At 70.1% G+C, this 17,825-nt stretch carries 20 protein-coding genes; 7 read left to right on the forward strand and 13 right to left on the reverse strand.

Annotated elements, in window-relative coordinates; genetic code table 11:
• Positions 1 to 81: 81 nt before the first annotated feature.
• Positions 82 to 222 (forward strand): hypothetical protein, encoded by a 141-nt coding sequence (locus tag NL241_RS00470; RefSeq protein WP_487692357.1) that lies wholly within the window; start codon positions 82 to 84, stop codon positions 220 to 222.
• 62 nt (positions 223 to 284) lie between these two features.
• Here NL241_RS00470 and NL241_RS00475 read toward each other — a convergent pair whose 3' ends face one another.
• Positions 285 to 1,118, reverse strand: a complete 834-nt coding sequence (locus NL241_RS00475) for an LLM class F420-dependent oxidoreductase (protein ID WP_487692159.1) — start codon at positions 1,116 to 1,118, stop codon at positions 285 to 287.
• Positions 1,119 to 1,188: 70 nt separating this feature from the next.
• Here NL241_RS00475 and NL241_RS00480 point away from each other — a divergent pair, with 70 nt between their 5' ends.
• Together NL241_RS00480 and NL241_RS00485 are read left to right on the forward strand one after the other, a co-directional pair.
• On the forward strand, positions 1,189 to 1,758 hold the full coding sequence (locus tag NL241_RS00480) for a TIGR03086 family metal-binding protein (RefSeq protein ID WP_487692160.1): 570 nt from the start codon (positions 1,189 to 1,191) through the stop codon (positions 1,756 to 1,758).
• Between the two features lie 20 nt (positions 1,759 to 1,778).
• Complete coding sequence (locus NL241_RS00485) at positions 1,779 to 2,786, forward strand: PHP domain-containing protein (protein WP_494396483.1); 1,008 nt, start codon at positions 1,779 to 1,781, stop codon at positions 2,784 to 2,786.
• On the opposite strand, the gene NL241_RS00490 is transcribed toward NL241_RS00485, so the two are convergent.
• From NL241_RS00490 to NL241_RS00500, 3 genes are all read right to left on the reverse strand, one after another.
• A complete protein-coding gene (locus NL241_RS00490) occupies positions 2,783 to 4,048 on the reverse strand; it encodes an HNH endonuclease signature motif containing protein (protein WP_494396484.1) in 1,266 nt (421 codons plus the stop codon). The genes NL241_RS00485 and NL241_RS00490 overlap by 4 nt on opposite strands.
• Before the next feature lie 84 nt (positions 4,049 to 4,132).
• Positions 4,133 to 5,698 carry an FAD-dependent oxidoreductase gene (locus tag NL241_RS00495; RefSeq protein ID WP_494396485.1) on the reverse strand — a complete coding sequence of 522 codons (1,566 nt, stop codon included), beginning with the start codon at positions 5,696 to 5,698 and terminating at the stop codon, positions 4,133 to 4,135.
• Positions 5,691 to 6,464: a carotenoid biosynthesis protein gene (locus tag NL241_RS00500; protein WP_487692164.1), complete on the reverse strand. Its 774-nt coding sequence runs from the start codon at positions 6,462 to 6,464 to the stop codon at positions 5,691 to 5,693. The genes NL241_RS00495 and NL241_RS00500 overlap by 8 nt, the downstream gene beginning before the upstream one ends.
• Positions 6,465 to 6,562: 98 nt before the next feature.
• Here NL241_RS00500 and NL241_RS00505 point away from each other — a divergent pair, with 98 nt between their 5' ends.
• Together NL241_RS00505 and NL241_RS00510 are read left to right on the forward strand one after the other, a co-directional pair.
• Entirely contained in the window at positions 6,563 to 7,681 is a 1,119-nt protein-coding gene (locus NL241_RS00505) for a glycosyltransferase family 2 protein (RefSeq protein WP_494396486.1), read from the forward strand.
• Positions 7,678 to 9,222, forward strand: a complete 1,545-nt coding sequence (locus NL241_RS00510; protein WP_494396487.1) for a phytoene desaturase family protein — start codon at positions 7,678 to 7,680, stop codon at positions 9,220 to 9,222. The genes NL241_RS00505 and NL241_RS00510 overlap by 4 nt, the downstream gene beginning before the upstream one ends.
• Here NL241_RS00510 and NL241_RS00515 read toward each other — a convergent pair.
• Positions 9,131 to 9,799 carry a CDP-alcohol phosphatidyltransferase family protein gene (locus NL241_RS00515; protein WP_487692167.1) on the reverse strand — a complete coding sequence of 223 codons (669 nt, stop codon included), beginning with the start codon at positions 9,797 to 9,799 and terminating at the stop codon, positions 9,131 to 9,133. The genes NL241_RS00510 and NL241_RS00515 overlap by 92 nt on opposite strands.
• 24 nt (positions 9,800 to 9,823) lie before the next feature.
• Between NL241_RS00515 and NL241_RS00520 the strand changes: the two genes are divergently transcribed.
• The gene (locus NL241_RS00520) at positions 9,824 to 10,636 is read left to right on the forward strand and encodes a YhjD/YihY/BrkB family envelope integrity protein (RefSeq protein WP_487692169.1); all 813 of its coding nucleotides are present in this window, start codon (positions 9,824 to 9,826) and stop codon (positions 10,634 to 10,636) included.
• Here NL241_RS00520 and dinB read toward each other — a convergent pair.
• Entirely contained in the window at positions 10,620 to 11,798 is a 1,179-nt protein-coding gene (dinB, locus tag NL241_RS00525) for a DNA polymerase IV (protein ID WP_487692343.1), read from the reverse strand. The two genes, NL241_RS00520 and dinB, sit on opposite strands and share 17 nt — an antisense overlap.
• Before the next feature lie 51 nt (positions 11,799 to 11,849).
• Positions 11,850 to 12,491, reverse strand: a complete 642-nt coding sequence (locus tag NL241_RS00530) for a TetR/AcrR family transcriptional regulator (protein ID WP_487692170.1) — start codon at positions 12,489 to 12,491, stop codon at positions 11,850 to 11,852.
• 78 nt (positions 12,492 to 12,569) lie between these two features.
• Here NL241_RS00530 and NL241_RS00535 point away from each other — a divergent pair, with 78 nt between their 5' ends.
• The gene (locus NL241_RS00535) at positions 12,570 to 14,051 is read left to right on the forward strand and encodes a flavin-containing monooxygenase (protein ID WP_494396488.1); all 1,482 of its coding nucleotides are present in this window, start codon (positions 12,570 to 12,572) and stop codon (positions 14,049 to 14,051) included.
• On the opposite strand, the gene rraA is transcribed toward NL241_RS00535, so the two are convergent.
• The 6 genes from rraA to NL241_RS00565 form a co-directional block, all read right to left on the reverse strand.
• A complete protein-coding gene (gene rraA, locus NL241_RS00540; RefSeq protein WP_487692173.1) occupies positions 14,044 to 14,523 on the reverse strand; it encodes a ribonuclease E activity regulator RraA in 480 nt (159 codons plus the stop codon). The two genes, NL241_RS00535 and rraA, sit on opposite strands and share 8 nt — an antisense overlap.
• A gap of 9 nt (positions 14,524 to 14,532) precedes the next feature.
• Positions 14,533 to 15,285 (reverse strand): MerR family transcriptional regulator, encoded by a 753-nt coding sequence (locus NL241_RS00545; protein ID WP_494396489.1) that lies wholly within the window; start codon positions 15,283 to 15,285, stop codon positions 14,533 to 14,535.
• A 44-nt stretch (positions 15,286 to 15,329) separates the two neighbouring features.
• Entirely contained in the window at positions 15,330 to 15,773 is a 444-nt protein-coding gene (locus NL241_RS00550; RefSeq protein WP_494396490.1) for an Rv3852 family protein, read from the reverse strand.
• Positions 15,774 to 15,837: 64 nt separating this feature from the next.
• Positions 15,838 to 16,761 carry a CopD family protein gene (locus NL241_RS00555; protein ID WP_487692177.1) on the reverse strand — a complete coding sequence of 308 codons (924 nt, stop codon included), beginning with the start codon at positions 16,759 to 16,761 and terminating at the stop codon, positions 15,838 to 15,840.
• Positions 16,758 to 17,303, reverse strand: coding sequence for a copper resistance CopC family protein (locus tag NL241_RS00560; protein ID WP_487692178.1), 546 nt, complete (start codon positions 17,301 to 17,303; stop codon positions 16,758 to 16,760). Before NL241_RS00560 ends, NL241_RS00555 begins: the two co-directional genes overlap by 4 nt.
• A gap of 36 nt (positions 17,304 to 17,339) precedes the next feature.
• The gene (locus tag NL241_RS00565; RefSeq protein WP_487692179.1) at positions 17,340 to 17,783 is read right to left on the reverse strand and encodes a hypothetical protein; all 444 of its coding nucleotides are present in this window, start codon (positions 17,781 to 17,783) and stop codon (positions 17,340 to 17,342) included.
• Between the last annotated feature and the right edge of the window lie 42 nt (positions 17,784 to 17,825).

The raw sequence follows: 17,825 nt of genomic DNA on the forward strand, positions 1-17,825 counted from the left end.
CGGGTATCTAATGATTTCCTGAGGGCACTGCGGTAGGGTAGTTGCCCGATTCAGCTATTTCCGATCGCAGGAGTGATAGCAGTGCATATCAACCCGATAACCCGGTCGCGGGTGGGGCGAATCGCCTGGTCACTGTTCCGGCACCCCGTCAAGAGCCGCGAGTTTCCCGCCAAGCACGAGCGTCTGGTCACCGCCGACGAACTGTTGCGCTTCGGCGTATGAGGCGGTGACGCAGACGTTACGCCGCTGACGGCGACGCAACTTTGCTCGTCGTTATCGAATCGTTATCCGCGGATCGCCTCAGCTAGCGGCTCCAGGACGGCCGGGTCGTACGGCGGCGGCAGATAGATGATCGCCAGATCCAGCCCCTCGGCACCCAGCGCGGCGGCCTCGTCGACCACCTTCTGATAATCCCGGTCCTCGCCAAGGCGCACGTGCGCCGACAGCATGATCTCTTTCGGATCGCGGCCGATATCGGCGCAATGCGATGCCAGCACGTCACGCTTACGCGCGAACTCCTCGGGCGGGCCGCCCACGAAGTTCCAGTGCTGGGCGTACTTGGCGGTGATGCGCAGGGTGCGCTTCTCGCCGCTGCCGCCGATGCAGATCGGCGGGTGCGGCTGCTGCGGGCCCTTCGGTTCGTTGCGGGCGTTCTTCAGCTGGTAGAACTTGCCGTCGAAGTCGGTGGTCTCCTTGCTCAGCAGGCTGGTCAGCACCTCGCAGGCCTCTTCGAAGCGGTCGAAGCGCTCCTTGATGCTGCCCAGCTCGATGCCGTAAGCGCCGGATTCCTCTTCGTTCCAGCCGGCGCCGATGCCCAACTCGAGGCGACCGCCCGAGATGATGTCCAGCGCCGAAGCCATGTTGGCCAGCACCGCGGGGTGGCGGTAGTGGATGCCGGTGACCAATACCCCCACCCGCAGCCGCTGCGTGGCCTGCGCCAACGCCGTCAGCGTCACCCAGCCTTCCAGGCACGGCCCGGTGGAGTCGGAGAAGATCGGATAGAAGTGATCGAACGTCCAGCCGGACTCGAAGACGTCGATATCGTCGGCGGTCTGCCAGATGGGCAGCATTTCCGACCAGGTGGTGTTCTGCGGTGAAGTCTTGAAGGCGAATCGCACGCCCACCGAGGCTAGTCCTGTTTTCTGACAGTGCGCGATGAGTTCGGTGGCGACCGCGAGTCATACCGGCATGATCGATCTCAGTGAAGCCTGTCGCCGTACCGCCGGTGTGCTGGCAGATGTGCAAGACCACCACCTCGACGGGCCGACGCCCTGTGCGCCGATGACGGTGCGTGACCTGGTCGCCCACGTCGGGATGTTGTCGGAGGCCTTCGCGGCCGCCGCGCGCAAGGATCTCGGTCCGATGACCGACACCTCGCCGAACGATCGCCCGGCCGAGTTGGCGCCGGACTGGCGTGCGACCTACCCCGACCATCTCGCCGAACTCGCCCAGGCGTGGCAGGAACCCGCCGCGTGGGAGGGCATGACGCGTGCAGGTGGCGTGGACCTTCCCGGCGACGTCGCCGGGTCGGTGGCACTGGCCGAGGTGGTGATCCACGGCTGGGACGTGGCGCGCAGCATCGGGCGCGGCTACGACGTGGACGCGGCCACCGCGCAGGCGTGCCTGCAGCACCTCGCGGCGTTCGACGCCTCCGGCACCGAAGGACTGTTCGGGCCCGCGGTACCCGTCGGCGATGACGCCCCAGCGCTGGACCAGATCGTCGGGCGCAGCGGGCGAGACCCCGATTGGCGTCCGTAGGTCGAGGGCAGACTAGAGGCATGGACCCTGTGACCGCGTTGCGCGAGATCGCGTTCTACAAGGACCGTGCCCGCGAGGAAGCCCGCCGCGTGATGGCCTACCGCAATGCCGCCGATGTCATCGAACGCCTCGATGAGGCCCAGTTGCAGAAGCACGGTGCGGCGGGCAGCTGGCAGACCCTGCCGGGCATCGGTCCCAAGACCGCGAAAGTGATCGCCCAGGCGTGGTCCGGCCGCGAGCCGGATACCCTCGTCGAATTACGGACTGCCGCAGGTGATCTCGGCGGCGGCGAGATCAGGGCGGCGCTCAGGGGCGACCTGCATCTGCACTCCAACTGGTCCGACGGTTCCGCGCCCATCGACGAGATGATGGCCACCGCACAGCGGCTGGGCCACGAATACTGCGCGCTGACCGATCACTCGCCGCGGCTGACGGTGGCCAACGGGCTGTCCCCGGAGCGGCTGCGCCGCCAGCTCGACGTCATCGACGAGCTGCGCGAGCAGTTCGCCCCGATGCGGATCCTGACCGGTATCGAGGTCGACATCCTCGACGACGGGTCGCTGGACCAGGAACCCGAGCTGCTGGAACGCCTGGACGTCGTGGTGGCCAGCGTGCACTCCAAGCTGAAGATGGACGCGACGGCGATGACGCGGCGGATGGTGCGGGCGGTATCGGAGGGCTACGCCGACGTACTGGGGCACTGCACCGGGCGGCTGATCACCGGCGGCCGCGGCACCCGGGCCGAATCGCAGTTCGATGCGGAGAAGGTGTTCACCGCGTGCCGGGATCACGGGACCGCCCTGGAGATCAACTCGCGGCCGGAACGGCGGGACCCGCCGACGCGACTGCTGAAACTGGCGTTGGAGATCGGCTGCGACTTCTCCATCGACACCGATGCGCATGCGCCTGGCCAGCTGGATTTTCTGGGGTACGGCGCGCAGCGGGCCTTGGACAACGACATTCCGGTGGACCGGATCATCAACACCTGGCCCGTCGACAAGCTGCTGGCCTGGGCGCAAGCCGGTTAGTTGGATGGCGGCTCGAAGGGTGTGTACCACCACCAGCCGCAACGCCCGCCGCCAGGCCCGGGGTGCGGTGACACATCTGGCGGCGGTGTGGTCGGGGGCCGCGCCAGCGACCCGGCGACCATCCGGCGCCCGTCGGCATCGGTGACCACCAATCGATCAGTAGGCCCGGAGAGGGTGATACCGCGTTTGTGGTGCAGGCGATGGTGAAAAGGGCACAGCAGCACCAGGTTCCACAGCTCCGTTGGACCGCCGTCCTCCCAGTGCTGCAAGTGATGGGCCTGCAGTCCGCGGGTGGTGCCGCACCCGGGTACCACGCACGTGCCGTGGTCGCGGTGCTCGAGGGCCCGGCGCAGTCGGCGGCTGATGGTGCGGGTTTCCCGGCCGGAGCCGATGGGCCGGCCGTCACGTTCGAACCACACCTCACAGGTGCTGTCGCAGGTCAGGTAGCGGCGATGGGCGTCGGAGAGCAGTGGACCCAAATGCAGCGCCGCGACACGTGACTCGATGTCCAGATGCACCACGACGGTGGTGCGCTGTCCATGCGGGCGGCCAGCGACATCGGCGTCCCACCCGGCGCGCACCAGGCTCATGAAACCGTCCACCGGAGTCGGGAACGGCGGCGTCTGTTCGTACTGGATGTCAGTGTGGTCGCGTTTCCAGTCGGCGATCAGGTTGTCCTGATGTGACTGCAGTGCAGAGTCGAACTCCGCGGCCTCATCGGCAGGCAACGTGATGTGCCAGGTGGTGGAGTCTGCATCGGAGGTCTGAGTGATCGACCTCGGCGCTTCCGGGTCCGGCGGGATATCGGCCTCGGGTTCCGGGGAGGGTGCAGGTTTCGGTTCCAGGCTGATCGCCTTGCGCAACTGCTTGACGGTGGCGTACCGCGCGAATTGCGCATAGTGCGCATCGGAACCGTCGGCGGCGTTCTCGGCGATGGCCCCGACCTGATCCAGCGACAACCAACCTGCTCGCATGCCTGCGGTGCACTCAGGGAACTCGGCAGAGCGCTGCGCCACCGTGGTGAGGGTCTTTGCGGTGCGCGGCGAGACACCGGTTCTGGCGGCCACCAACGACGCGATCGAGCGGTAGCCGGTGTTGCCGGCCAAGCCGTCGCGGTCGATCTCGGCGACGATCTGCACGATCGCAGCGTCGGTCGCATTGCGTTGTCCGGTCAGCTCGCCAAGCCTGTCCAACAGCACCTCCAACCGCTGCTTGGGAGTAACCCCAGCATCAGCGAAAGGTGTTGCAGTGGAGGAGGACATGGCCCCATCATCACAGAGGGGTACGACAAAAATCACCCGCGCCGGGGCAAATGGGGCCCGGCCTTTCTTCGCCGGGCTGGTCCCTCACCCGTCTCGTCGACCGCGCTGGCGACGCGGGATATCAGGAACCCCCGCCAACAGCCCGCGCTGCGGCACACCCATGATGGGCTCGCCGGCAGCGCCCAGTTCGGCCAGCACGTCGTTGGCCGCCAACACACCCGACATCGACGACCGTTCCATCAACCCGGCCAGGTACGGCAGCTCGACGAAGTCGCCGGCCACCCGCACACCGCGGGCATCGGTGCGCACCGTCGGCCGGGTGCCGGCGGATCCGGGCGGGAACGACGGTGCCGTTGCCTCCAATCTGTTGTGGCTGTGCAGCACTCGGGCATCGGCGGTCTCCGGCCACAGCGTCGCGAGCTCGTCGCGCAGGGCCTGGGCCGCGGTCTCCGCGTCACTCAACGAGCAGGAATACGAGTGCACTTCGATGATCGAACCACCGGTGGCCGCGGCCCACTGCCGGCTGGGCTCTTCGAGCCGGGAGTAGATGGCAATGGAGTCAAGGTTCGGCTGACCGGTCACGGCGCTGAACGCGGCCCGGTGTTGGGCGACATCGCGGTCAAGCCAGATCCGGCTCACCGCGAAAGGCGGTGCCACGCTCAAGCTCTCGCTCTGTTTCGCCAGCAGCGGCGCCACCGTCGCCAGGCCGGAGTCCGAGATCACCGAACGCAGCGCGCCCGGGTCGAGCGCCAGGATCAGATGCCGCGTCGTCAGGGCCTCGGCACCGGCGATGTGTACCCGCCAGGAGGGGCCGTCCGGTTCGACGCGGTTGACCGCAGCGCCCAGCCGGATCTCACCGCCATGGCCAACAACATACTGCTGCAACGGATTCCAGATGGCCGTCGCGTGGTCGGTGTCGGGCACGTCGAAGCCGATGCCCTCGGGGTTGCCCAGGAAGTAGTAGTGGAACATGGCCACCAGCTCGGCGGCCGACAACGCGTTCTGATTGCAGAAGAACGACCGGGCGAACGCCTCGAAGAGCATGCTGCGGGTGCGCTCGGACATCCCGAGCCGGTCCAGGAACGCCGCCGCGTCGACGTTGTCGAGTGCGGCGGTGGTGGTGGCGCGGTCATAGGCCAGCAGCGCGCGCCCGGCGTCGGGGTCGGCGCGCACGAAGTCCTGGCGCGACAGGCTTTTCGAGCGCAGCGCCAGGGCCAGCAGGTTCAGCGGCGGTGCGGCAGGCAGGCCGGACAGATCCTCGGCCGGCCAGGTCGCCGAGATCACCGGATAGTTCGGTACCGGCGCCAGGAACGACAGCTCGGGATCGGCGCGCCGCAGAATCGACCGCCAGGTGTAGTACTGCCGGAAGAAGGCGTGGAATCCGTGTTCGATCACCTGCTCGGTGCCGTCGTGCAGGGTTTCCGACCAGGCGCCCAACCGGCCACCGAGGTGTCCGGCGGCCTCCAGCAGCGTGACCCGAACGCCGCGTTCGGCGAGGATCACGGCCGCCGAGATCCCGGCGACGCCGCCGCCGACCACCACCGCCTCGGCCCCCGGCGCGACCTCACGCGGCAGCACCGGGTCCGGAGTGACGAGACGGTGCGCACGCATCCGGAACGGCGCCGCGCGACTGCGCATCGGGTCAGCCACGTCGCCTCCACAAGGTGATGGCGAACGGGATGGCGACGGTACCCATGAGCACTCCTCCGATGATCGCCGAACCCGGCAGATCGAAGAACACGGCGTGACCCATCACCGACGAGGCGTACACCCACAGATAAAGCGTCGCCGCGGGTGCGGACGGCCGGTTGTCGCGCGGCAGGGTGGCGTGCAGCAGACCGATCACCGCCACCGAAACCAGGAGCCAGCCGAGGTAGTTGGACAGCGGGATCCCCGGGATCAACGGCAGTCCCGGCCCGGGGTCGATCCACGACCAGTGCCCCGCGTCCACCATCTGCGGATCCAGGAACAGGTCCCAGGTCGACAATGCCACCGCCCCGACCGCGACGACGGCCACGGTGCGCTTGGCGAGGGTGCGCGCCACCACGAGCGCGGGCCAGGCCATCATCGCCCACGCCAGCGGCACCACCAGCGGGACACCCAGCAACTGCGGGCCCAGGGTGCCGTTGTAGGAGTAGCCGCCGAACGGCCAGCCGCTGGCCACGCCGACCACCTCGGCGAACAGCCCGCCGCCACTGGCGATCGCGATCAGCAGTACGCCGCCCATCGGGCCGTGCACCCGCACCGCGTCTGCCACGGAGGCCACGAAGAACACCAGGACGCTGGTCACCGTGACCGTGGTGCGCCACGACTCCGGCATCAGGGGATAGACGATCTGCACCGCGATGGCCGCAGCCACCAACGCCCAGACGACATGGGTGGCGCGAACGGGCGCTACCGGGACGGCCAAGGCCACGCGGTATACCTCCGTTTCCGGGTCGGTCGGTCGACGGTGCTCGTGCCCGTCGGAAGGTGGGCGGCTCGCGGCACCACTGAGCTCCGTAGAGTTTGCAGATGCCCGGTGCCCGCCCCACCGAAACCCTGCGCGCTCTCACCATTATGGGAGCGGCGCTGGCGTGCGCGGGCACGGCGCACCAACTGGTCAATCAACGCCTGCTGCGCCGCCCGCCCGCCGCTCCGCCGCCGGTGACCGCGGCGGTGTCGCTGCTGATCCCGGCGCGTGACGAAGCCCACCGGATCACACCCACCCTCCGCTCGGTGCTCGCCCAGCGTGAACTGGCCGATGTCGAGGTACTGGTACTCGATGACAATTCCACCGACGGTACCGCCGAGGTGGTCCGCGAGGTGGGCGGATCCGACCCCCGCCTGCGGGTGCTGACCGGAACGCCGCCGCCGGCGGGCGTCCTGGGTAAACCGCACGCCTGCGCGCAACTGGCCGCCGCCGCACGCGGCGAGATCCTGGTGTTCGTCGACGCCGACGTCATCCTGTCCCCGCACGCGGTGGCCGCCGCGGTGGCCGTGCTGCGCGGGCCCAGACCGCTGGATCTGCTGAGCCCCTGGCCCCGCCAGGTCGCCGACGGGCTCGGTGCCCGGCTGGTGCAACCGCTGCTGGCGTGGTCCTGGCTCACGACGCTGCCGCTGCGCGTTGCCGAACGCTCCGCGCGACCGTCGATGGCGGTGGCCAACGGGCAGTTCCTGGTGGTCGAGGCGCGGGCGCTGGCCCGGGCGGGGGGCTGGGAGTCGGTGTCGGGTGCCGTGCTCGACGACATCAACCTGGCGCGTGCGGTGCGGGCGGCCGGCGGGCGCACCGGGGTCGCCGACGGGTCGACGCTGGCGAGCTGCCGGATGTACAGCTCCGGCCGCGAGCTCTACGACGGGTACCGCAAGTCGTTGTGGGCGGCGTTCGGCTCGCCCGCCGGGGCCGTCGCGGTGGGCACCATGCTGGCAGTGGTCTACGTGCTGCCCGCGGCTGCGGCGCTCACCGGCTCACGGGTCGGCGCGCTGGGCTACACGGCGGCCGTGGTGGGCCGGGCGTCGGCGGCGCGGTGGTCCGGGCGGCCGTGGGACGGGCTGGCCCACCCCGCCTCGGTGCTGGCGCTGTTGGGTCTGCTCGCGTCGTCATGGGCGGGCCGGGTGCGAGGCTCGCTGCACTGGAAGGGACGCGCGGTATGAGCCACGTCGTCGTCATCGGAGCGGGACTGGGCGGCCTGGCCGCCGCGGCCCGGCTGGCCGCCGTCGGCCACGATGTCACGGTGTTCGAGGCCGCCCCGACCGTCGGCGGCAAGCTGGGCGTCCTGGAACGCGACGGTTTCACCTTCGACACCGGCCCGTCCCTGCTCACCGTTCCCGCAGTGCTCGAGCAACTGTTCGCCGACACCGGCGGGCCCGGCGAACTGACGCTGACGGCCGTCGACCCGGCGTTCACCTACGTCTTCGCCGACGGCACCGAGCTGACGTTGCCCCACGATGCGGCCGGTGTCCCCGCGGCGCTCGACGCCGCGCTCGGTGACGGGGCGGGGGAGGCGTGGCGGCGGTTGCACACCAGGTCGCGTCGGCTGTGGGAGCTGGTGGGCGAACCGGTGCTGCGGCGGCCGGTGTCCCTTCCGGCGCTGGCGCGGATGAGTGCCCGGCCCGCCGACCTGCGCGCCGTGGCACCGTGGCAGACCATCGACGGCCTGGGCCGTGCGCTGTTGCCCGACCCGCGAATGCGTATGTGGCTCAACCGGTATGCGACGTACTCCGGCTCCGATCCGCGGCGCACCCCGGCCGTGCTCGCCGTGACCTCGTTCGTCGAGCAGGAGTTCGGCGCCTGGTACGTCGATGGCGGCCTGCGGCGCATCGTCGAGGCGTTGGCCCTGCGGTGCCGCCGCCTCGGTGTGCAGATCGCCACCGCGACGCAGGTCGACGAGGTCGTGGTGTCCGACGGCCGGGCCCGCGGAGTCCGTGTGGACGGTAGGCAGGTGGACGCCGACGCGGTGGTGAGCAACGCCGACGCGGCAACGCTGTACGGCCGGCTGCTGCCCCGCGGCACCGCGACGGCGATGCGGCGACGGGTGCGCCGCACACCGCGGTCGATGGCCGGATTCGTGCTGCTGCTGGGCCTCGACGGGCACCGGCCCGGCGCCGCACACCGCGTCTACTTCCCGCGGGACTACGACGCCGAGTTCGACGCCATCTTCGGTCGGCGGCCGCACCCGGTGGACGATCCCACCGTGTACGTGCACGCCCCCGACGATCCGGCGCTGCGTCCCGACGACGACTCCGAGGGCTGGTTCGTCATGGTCAACGCACCGGCGCACGATCCCGGTCGGGGAGTCGACTGGGATGCACCGGGTCTGCGGCAGCGCTACACCCGGCACGTGCTCGACGTGCTGGCCGCCCGCGGCGCCGACGTCACCGACCGGCTGCGCTTCCTCGAGACCACGACGCCGGCCGACCTCGAGCGCCGCACCGGCGCCCCGGGCGGGGCGATCTACGGCACCGCCTCGCACGGCCCGCGCGCGGCGTTGCGCCGCCCCACCAACCGCAGCCCGGTGCCCGGGCTCTACCTGGTGGGCGGGTCGGCACACCCCGGCGGCGGCATCCCGCTGGTGCTGATGTCGGCCGAGATCGTCGCCGGTCTCATCGGTCCGGCGGAAACTCCGGCGGGATCGTCCGGCGCACCCCCAGCAGCAGCTGCGCCATCCCGACGACTCCGACGACGGTCCAGGTGACCGCCAATGTGGTGGCCCAGCCCCACCCGAACAACGGCACCCCGGCCGGGAGCACCGCCGTACCGGCGGCGGCCACCCCCACCACGATCAACCGCGTGGGCCGCTCGGCGACGGTGACCGTCCCCACGCCGGGCATGCCGACCGCCTGCGCCCGGGCCCGGAGGTACTCCATCAGCAACACCAAGGCCAGCGCGGCCAGCACCCACGGCAGCGGGGCGCCCAGCGCCACCAGCACCGCACCCAGCACCAGGTCGCCGAGACGGTCGGCGACCGCGTCGACCACCGCACCCAGCGGCCGCGCCCGCCCGGTCCGCAGGGCCACCGCCCCGTCGAGGCCGTCGAGCACACCGGCCACCAGCACCAGCAGGACGGTCAGCGCCGGCCAGCGAGGCCCGGTGACGGCCGCCCATGCCCCGGCCAGCGCCAGCACCCCGGCCGCTGACAGCACATCGGGCGGGATCCGCAACACCGGGCCGGCGGCCAGCGCGCGGATCAGTCGCAACCAGCCACGCACCAGCAGTGACGGCTGCACCCCGCCGTGCAGCGCCGACCACCCCGCATCGTCCTGCGACGTCATCACCTCAGCCTGCCAGGCGTGCGCATGAGCCGACTACGCAGAATCGCCTCGACGCTCGGCACGACCTTCCCGGTCAGTGACCTCGCGCTGTGGGCCGCCGGGGCGACGTACTTCGGGGTCATCGGGCTGGTTCCGCTGGCTCTGGTGTCCCTGTGGGCGGTGGGCGCGCTGGTCGGCCACGACACCGTGACCAGCGCCATGGAGGCCGCCATCGCCGGGCTGCCCGACGGGCACGGCACACCGGAGGCGCTGCGCACACTGACGTCGGTGGCGCTGTCGATGTCGTGGCTGCAGGCGCTGGTGGTCCTGTTCCCCGCCAGCCTGTACGGGGAGGGGCTGCGGCGGGCGTTCGTGCAGATGTCGGCGACGAAAGACACCCTCACCGGATGGCGCGGACGGGCCGGGCTGCTCGGGGTGGCCGCCGTGGCGCCGTTCCTGGTGCTGGCCGTACTCGCGTCATCGTCGTACGTCGGGCCGCTGTACGCCGCCGGCGGCTGGTCGCTGGTCTGGGGTGTGGTGGTGGCGTTCCACATCGTCTGGATCGCGGTGTCGACGGCGCTGTGCGGCGTGTTCGGGCTCATCGGGCCAGGCCGCTTCCAGCTGAAGGCCCTGCTCTGGGGTTCGTTCGGGACCGGCGCCATCCTGGCGGGCTTCTTGCAGGGATTCCTGCTGTTCCTGGCCATTCCGGTGCCGTGGTCGGCGCCCTTCGGTGGCCTGCCGATCGTGGGGGCGGTGTCGGCGCTGGCGCTGTGGCTGTTCGTCATGCACATCCTGGTGCTCTGCGGCTTCCGCGTCACGGTGGTGCTGGATGAAGCGATGACTAGTCGGGCAGAGTAGGCATCTCCAGACCCGGGTCACGTCCGACGAGCACGCCGCGTGTCAGCGACGAGTTGCCGAAGCGCTGCCGGATCTGGTCCATCGCCGAGTCGACGGCCAGCAGGTCCGGCTGGCTGGTGAACGGCAGCTCCAGCTGCTGGGCGCCCTCGCTGTCGATGTTGGACACCGAGAAACCGACGAGGGTGAGCCCACGCTCGCGGACCAGCGGGGCCGCACCGGCCACCAACTCGCGGGCGGCGGCCAGGATGGGTTCGGTGCCGGAGGTGGCCCGGGGCAGGGTGTGCGAGCGGGTGACCCGGCCGAAGTCGTTGAACCGCAAACGCAGCGTGACGGTGCGGCCGGTGCGGTCGGCTCCGCGCATCCGGCGGGTGATGCGGTCGACGAGGTTGACCACCACGGCGTCGATCTCGGCGGCCGACATGGTGTTACCGGCCCGGCCGAGGGCCCGCTGCGCCCCCACCGAGCGGCGCCGGGCCCCGGTGGTGACGCGGCGCCGGTCGATGTTGCGCGACAGGCAGAACAGTTGGCGGCCCATGGCGCCGCCGACCATCGCGGCCAGCGTCGACTCGCCCAGCTCGGCCACCTGGGCCACGGTCACGATGCCGTGGCCACGCAGCTTCTCCTCGGTCTTGGCGCCGACACCCCAGAGCCGGCGGACGGGCAACGGGTGCAGGAACTCCAGCTCGCCGCCAGGCGGTACCAGCAGCAGGCCGTCCGGCTTGGCCACCTGGCTGGCCACCTTGGCGAGGAACTTGGTGCAGGCGATCCCGACGGTGATGGGCAGGCCCACCTCGTCGCGGACCCGTTCCCGCAGCCGGGCCGCGATCTGCACGGGCTCACCCGCGGTGCGCCGCAGCCCGCCGACGTCGAGGAACGCCTCGTCGACCGACAGCGGCTCCACCAGTGGAGTGGTGTCGCGAAACACCTCGAACACCGCCGCGCTGGCCTGCGAATACGCCGACATCCGCGGCGGCACCACGGCCGCGCCCGGGCACAGCTGCAGAGCTTGCCGCCCGCCCATGGCCGTCTTGACCCCGTAAGCCTTGGCCTCGTAGCTGGCCGCCAGCACCACGCCGCCGCCGACGATCACCGGCCGTCCGCGCAGCGTCGGGTCGTCACGCTGTTCGACGGACGCGTAGAACGAGTCCAAGTCGGCGTGCATGATGGTCGCTTCACCCGACACGAACACATGTTCGCATGCCGGGGCGACAGGTCAGGGAATCTGGGTGTAGATGCTGGTCAACCAGATGTGCGTGAGGGTGTCGACCAGGCGCTCGCGGTCCACCGCCAGTTGTTCGTCGGCCAGGGCGGCCACCATGGTGCGTTCGTTCATCTCGTTGAGCGCGGTGGCCAGATCCCGAGCCGGGATGGTCTTTGGCGCGGCGCCGCGGGCCCGTTCGGCCTCGATCAGCGCGGCGGTCTGGCCGATCCACTTGTCCATGAACCGCGACCACAGCGCCCGCACCTCGAGGCTGGTTCCCAGCGCATCGGCGGCCGCCTTGCCCAGCACGGCGTCGGAGGCGAACGCGTCGAAGAACGTGTTGATCCCGGCCCGGATGGCGCGGCGGGGATCGCTGGGCAGATTGTCCAGCGCCCCGTCGAAACCGGAGTCGGCGCGCTGGATCACCGGGTCCAGCAGCGTCAGCAAAACCGCTTCCTTGGAGGGGAAATAGAAATAGAACGTGGGCCGCGACAACCCCGCGCCTCGGGCCAGGTCGTCGACCGAGATGTCGGCATAGGACTTGTCGCCGAGCAGCCGGGCGGCGGTGGCCAGGATGGCCTGTTCGCGGTCGTCGCCGGACGGGCGGGTGGAGCGACGGCCGCGTCCGGCGCGCGACGTGCTGACGGTGGTCACGAGCGTCGACTTTACACCCCGTTGAAATTCTCAACAGGGTGTTGACTAGCTCAACAGGGCGTTGATAGCGTTTGACATATGACCGAATTTGTCGATGTTGTCATCGTCGGGGCTGGCATCTCGGGAATCAGCGCCGCCTGGCACTTGCAGGAGCGCTGCCCCGGCAAGGACTATCTGATCCTGGAAGCACGCGAGAACATGGGCGGCACCTGGGACCTGTTCAAGTACCCGGGCATCCGCTCGGACTCGGACATGTTCACCCTCGGCTTCCGGTTCAAGCCGTGGCGGTCGGCCAAGTCGATCGCCGACGGTGCATCGATCCTGGCGTACCTCAAAGAGGCCGCCGAAGAGAACGGCATCGACCGGCACATGCGGTTCGGTCACAAGGTGATCAGCGCCGACTGGTCCGACGACGACAACCAGTGGACGATCACCGTCGAGACCGGCGGTGAGCGCAAGACGATCCGGTGTGGGTTCCTGCTGGCCTGCAGCGGCTACTACAACTACGACCAGGGCTACTCGCCGGCCTTCCCCGGCTCCGAGGACTTCACCGGCACCATCGTCCATCCGCAGCACTGGCCGGAGGATCTCGACTACGCCGGCAAGAAGATCGTCGTCATCGGCAGTGGCGCCACCGCCGTGACTCTGATTCCGGCACTGGCCAATTCCGGTGCCGAGCACGTCACGATGCTGCAGCGCACCCCCACCTACGTCGGCTCACTTCCCGATATCGACCCGGTGGCCGAGAAGGCCAACAGGTTCCTGCCGGCCGACCTCGCCCACGTGGTGAACAGGTGGAAGGCGATCCTGTTCAGCACCGTGCAATACCAACTGTCGCAACGCCGCCCGTCCTACATGCGCAAGACGTTGCTCACCATGGCGCAGCGCCGCCTACCGCAGGGCTTCGACGTCGAGAAGCACTTCGGCCCCGACTACAAGCCGTGGGATCAGCGACTGTGCCTGGCGCCCAACGGTGATCTGTTCAAGGCCATCCGCAAGGGCAAGGCCGACGTGGTGACCGACACCATCGAACGGTTCACCGCCACCGGTATCCAGTTGACCTCGGGTCAGCATCTGGACGCCGACATCATCGTCACCGCAACGGGTTTGAACATCCAGTTCTTCGGCGGCGCGCAGGTGCTGCGCAACGGCACACCCCTGGACCTCGCCGAATCGGTGGCGTTCAAGGGCATGATGCTGACCGGGCTGCCCAACGCGGTGTTCACCTTCGGTTACACCAACGCCTCGTGGACCCTGAAAGCCGACCTGACGTCCGAGTTCGTCGCAAAGTTGTTGAACTACATGGATTCTCACGGTTACGACACCGTGGTGCCCAGTGAGCCGGGCGAGGACGTCGAGCGCCGCCCGTTCGTCGACCTCACATCCGGCTACATCCTGCGGGCCATCGACCGCCTGCCCAAGTCGGGGTCAGAGGCGCCGTGGCGGCTCAAGCAGAACTACTTCGTGGACCTGCGTGTGATCCGGCACGGCAAGGTCGACGACCCGGCGCTGCACTTCACGAAACACCGTGCGCCGGTGTCGGCTTCGGCCGCTAGCTAGCCACCAGCACGATCCCGTCGTCATCGCTGTAGGCGATGTCGCCGGGGGTGAAGGTGACACCGCCGAAGCTCACCGCGACGTCACGCTCACCGGCGCCGGTCTTGGTGCTCTTGCGCGGATTGGTGCCCAGCGCCTTGATGCCGATGTCGAGGGTGCGCAGCGTCGACGCGTCTCGGACCGCACCGTTGATGATCAGGCCCGCCCAGCCATTGGACCGGCCCAGTTCGGCGATCAGATCACCGACCAGCGCGGTGTGCACGGAGGCGTCACCGTCGATCACCAGCACGGCCCCGTCGCCGGGCTCCGAGAGCACCGACTTCAACAACGCGTTGTCCTGAAAACAGCGCACGGTGACAACGGGTCCGGCGAAGGTGTCGCGGCCACCGAACTGGCGCAGCTGCAGATCGCAGCTGCGGACATCGGGGCCGATCTCGTCGACCAGGTCAGCGGTGGCGCGCGGGGTCACAGTCACGTGTGAATGCTAGCGGCGCCCCGAAACGATGATGTCGTGCACGTACTGCGCCAGCCCGGGCGCCACGTCGTCGTAGTAGGCGGTGAACCGCACGTCGGTGACATACATCTGCGCCAGGCACCGGTGCATATCGTCGCTGCAGTCGTAGAAGCGGTCGATCCCCGCGCGGTGCCGGGCCGCCAGCGCGTCGGCGTCGGCGCAGCCAGGTGCGACGCCGCGGCTCATGGCGGCGGCCAGGTCGCGCAGCAGCACGTCGTCCTCGGCCTTGATGCGCATCCAGTCCTGCTTGCTCAGCCGGGCCACCCGCTGTTGGGACTGGCGCCACTGATCGGTCTCGCCCCAGCGCTGGTGCGCCTCCTCGGCGTACTGCTCGCTGAAGGCGGTGGCCCCGAAGATCTCCACCTGTTCCTCGGCGGTCAGTTGAATGCCCGCGCGATGTGCGGCCATGAGTTCCTCCACAGCTGTGATGGTGTCCTGCAACTGAATTGACCGTTGACGCAACAGCGCCAACTGTCGCTCGAGCCGGTCGAGGATGTCGGCCTCGGCATCGTCGAGCAGGACGCGAATCTCCTCGAGCGGCAGGCCCGCCGCCCGGTAGACCAACACCAGGTGCAGCCGCTCGACGTCGCCGTCGGTGTAACCGCGGTACCCGGCCGCGGTGCGCACGCTGGGCACCACCAGGCCGATGTGGTCATAGTGATGCAGGGTGCGCACCGAGACACCGGTGAGCTCGGCGACGGTGCCGACGGTGCGGGCGTCCATGAACTCACTGTCCACCCTGACGCGGCGTCAGGGTCAACTGGCTTTCAGTCCGGGTCGGAACTGCGGCGCAATTGCCGGACCACCAGTACGGCCAGCAGACTGACCGCGATCGCCACCGCGATCGGCAGGGGTGAGCGTCCGGGTGCGGCCGGCTGCACCACCGGCGCGGCGACGCTGTCGGAGGCCTGATCCACCGTGGACTTGGCTGCCGCTGCGGCTTCCTTGGCGCCGACCTCCACCGGGACGGGCACCGGCGGGGGAGTCACCACAGGCGCGGCGGCCTCCGGGGCGGGCGCCTTCGTGGCGGGTGCCTTCTTGACCGGTGCCTTCTTCGCAGGAACCTTCTTCACCGCCTTGGCGGGCGTTTTCTTCGCCGGAGTCTTCTTGGCGGGGGCTTTCTTGGCCGGAGTCTTCTTCGCCGGGGGCTGCCCAGGTATCTGAGGCGTGGCTTCGCCACGCTGCTCGGGCTGCTCCTGCGGGTCGGACATCGGGCTGCTCCTTTGTGTCATCCAGTGCTCTCTGGCCGGCAGCACCCCATCATGCCAGGTGGGGCTAACCGGTCACGGTCAGCGCCGCAGCCAAGGTCAGTGCCACCGCCATCAGCGCCAGCTCCGTCAAAGACTTGGTGCGCGAGGCCTCGGCGGTGAGCCGGTGCGACGTCGCGGCCGGCACCCAGGTGGTGCGGTACCGCCACGCCAGCGCCAGCAGCACCGCCGTGACAGCGATCTTGGCCAGCAGGATCCGCCCGTAGCCGGTGGCGAACAGCTCGGCCGGTGACCCGAACCGGGTGACCGCGCCGGCGGTCCCGCCGAATAGCAGCGTCGCCATGCAGACCAGGGAGGTCCGGGAGAACCGTGGCAGCACGCGCGCCCATTGCCCCCGGGTCTGCACCGTCAGCGTCAGCGCGGCCAGCAGCCCACACCACAGCGCCGCGGCGAGCGCATGCACCACCACGGCCGTGGCACCGAGCGTGCCCTCGGCCAGGTGGCCGGTCACCGCCCGGGCCGCGATCCCGGTGCCCGCCGCACCCGCCACCGCCAGTCGCACCGACACCGTCGGCTCCGGCAGCACGGCCGTCGCGCAGATCACGGCCGCCGCCAGCAGGCTGAACACCCCCGAGCGGCCGGCGGCGGTGACGGTGGCGAACTCCCAGGTGGTGTGCGCCGTCAGGGCCCCGACAGCGACGTCGGCCGCTTCGGCCGCGCCCAGCACCAGCCGCACCACCTCGGCGATCAGCCATACCGCGGCGGCGGCGATCAGCGGACCGGAGGCCCGGCGCATCAGGTCGTCGCGATACCGGTTCTCGTCGAGCCACGGCACCGCGGCCAGCCCGAGCACCGCCACCGCCGCGCCGTCGGCGACCGCCCGGACCGCGGCCGACCCCGGCGACAGCAGCGGCTGCGCCAGCGCCCAGGCCAATGTCACCACGGCGCCGACCAGCCCGAGGCAGACCGCGGCCCAGCGCGTTGCGGTCACGACCGGCGCCGGACCGCCCACAGTGCCCCGCCGGCGACGATCACGGTCGCGCCCACCGCGAACGGCCACACCGGCATGCCGTCCTCGGTCGGCGCTGATGTCGGCGCAGCCGCCGGGGTCTCCTCGGCGGCCGGCGCCGGCGTGGTGGGGGGACTGACCGGAACAGGACGGGATTCGGCCGTGGTGAAGGACCAGGAGCCCGAGACCACGTGGCCGTCGGCGGAGGTGGCGCGGTAGTTGACCGTGTAGGTGCCCGCCGGAGCACCTTGGCGGACAGCCACACTCAGCGTCGCGCCCTGCACGGCGACGTCACCGTCGGCCCACTGTCCGCCGTCGGGGCCCACCACGGTCATCGCCGCGAAGGCGGGCTGCATCGCTTCGTTGAAGGTGGCGCTCACGCGCGCCGGCGCTGTCGGCAGCGACGTCCCGTCGGCGGGATCACTGGACACCAGCGCCGCATGCGCCGAGGCGGTGGTGGCGGCGGCGAGCGCGACCAGCGTGGTCAGCACTGCCGCAAGGCAGAGTCGTATCACGGATGTCATTGGGGTGTGTGCTTTCTCGATCGAAGACGGGTGAACTCAGGGCGCAGCACACACCGGCGGACCACGATACGAGATCGAGCTGAACAGCAGAATCTGCTGGAGCTGTTGATGTTCGGGGCGCACACCCAGCGGCGGCGGCGCGTCGGCCGGTGAGCTCACCACGGCCACGCACCGCCGCACCACGCGGCCCAGCGCGCGGATCAGGCGCTCCGACACGGCCATCAGGCCGGCTCCGGCGACAACGGCCACGGCATGCGCCAGCACCATCGATTGCCACGAGAACAGTGGTGTTTCGTGGGTGTGGCCGGAAATGGCCAGCGCGGTGTGCCCGGCGATCTGGCCGGCCGCCAGCACCGCCGTCAACGTGCGCGGCTGTGCCGCCCGACCGGCCGCCAGCCCGGTCGCAGCGACCACCGCGAGAAGCAGCGCCGCCGCCCCGCCCGACGGCCACCCGCCGCCGGCCGTCGCATGCGCGGCCACCGCCAGCGCGCCGGTGTAGGCCGCGGCGGTGAGTGTCCGGAA

It is taken from the genome of Mycolicibacterium sp. SMGY-1XX, assembly GCF_059132455.1.

Bases quoted from the DNA above. Each gene is read 5' to 3' on its own strand.
- NL241_RS00560 (WP_487692178.1), bottom strand. From the start codon at position 17,303: ATGACATCCGTGATACGACTCTGCCTTGCGGCAGTGCTGACCACGCTG.
- NL241_RS00550 (WP_494396490.1), bottom strand. From the start codon at position 15,773: ATGTCCGACCCGCAGGAGCAGCCCGAGCAGCGTGGCGAAGCCACGCCT.
- dinB (WP_487692343.1), bottom strand. From the start codon at position 11,798: ATGCACGCCGACTTGGACTCGTTCTACGCGTCCGTCGAACAGCGTGAC.
- NL241_RS00520 (WP_487692169.1), top strand. From the start codon at position 9,824: ATGAGCCGACTACGCAGAATCGCCTCGACGCTCGGCACGACCTTCCCG.
- NL241_RS00490 (WP_494396484.1), bottom strand. From the start codon at position 4,048: ATGTCCTCCTCCACTGCAACACCTTTCGCTGATGCTGGGGTTACTCCC.
- NL241_RS00480 (WP_487692160.1), top strand. From the start codon at position 1,189: ATGATCGATCTCAGTGAAGCCTGTCGCCGTACCGCCGGTGTGCTGGCA.
- NL241_RS00485 (WP_494396483.1), top strand. From the start codon at position 1,779: ATGGACCCTGTGACCGCGTTGCGCGAGATCGCGTTCTACAAGGACCGT.
- NL241_RS00515 (WP_487692167.1), bottom strand. From the start codon at position 9,799: ATGACGTCGCAGGACGATGCGGGGTGGTCGGCGCTGCACGGCGGGGTG.
- NL241_RS00545 (WP_494396489.1), bottom strand. From the start codon at position 15,285: ATGGACGCCCGCACCGTCGGCACCGTCGCCGAGCTCACCGGTGTCTCG.
- NL241_RS00535 (WP_494396488.1), top strand. From the start codon at position 12,570: ATGACCGAATTTGTCGATGTTGTCATCGTCGGGGCTGGCATCTCGGGA.
- NL241_RS00510 (WP_494396487.1), top strand. From the start codon at position 7,678: ATGAGCCACGTCGTCGTCATCGGAGCGGGACTGGGCGGCCTGGCCGCC.
- NL241_RS00505 (WP_494396486.1), top strand. From the start codon at position 6,563: ATGCCCGGTGCCCGCCCCACCGAAACCCTGCGCGCTCTCACCATTATG.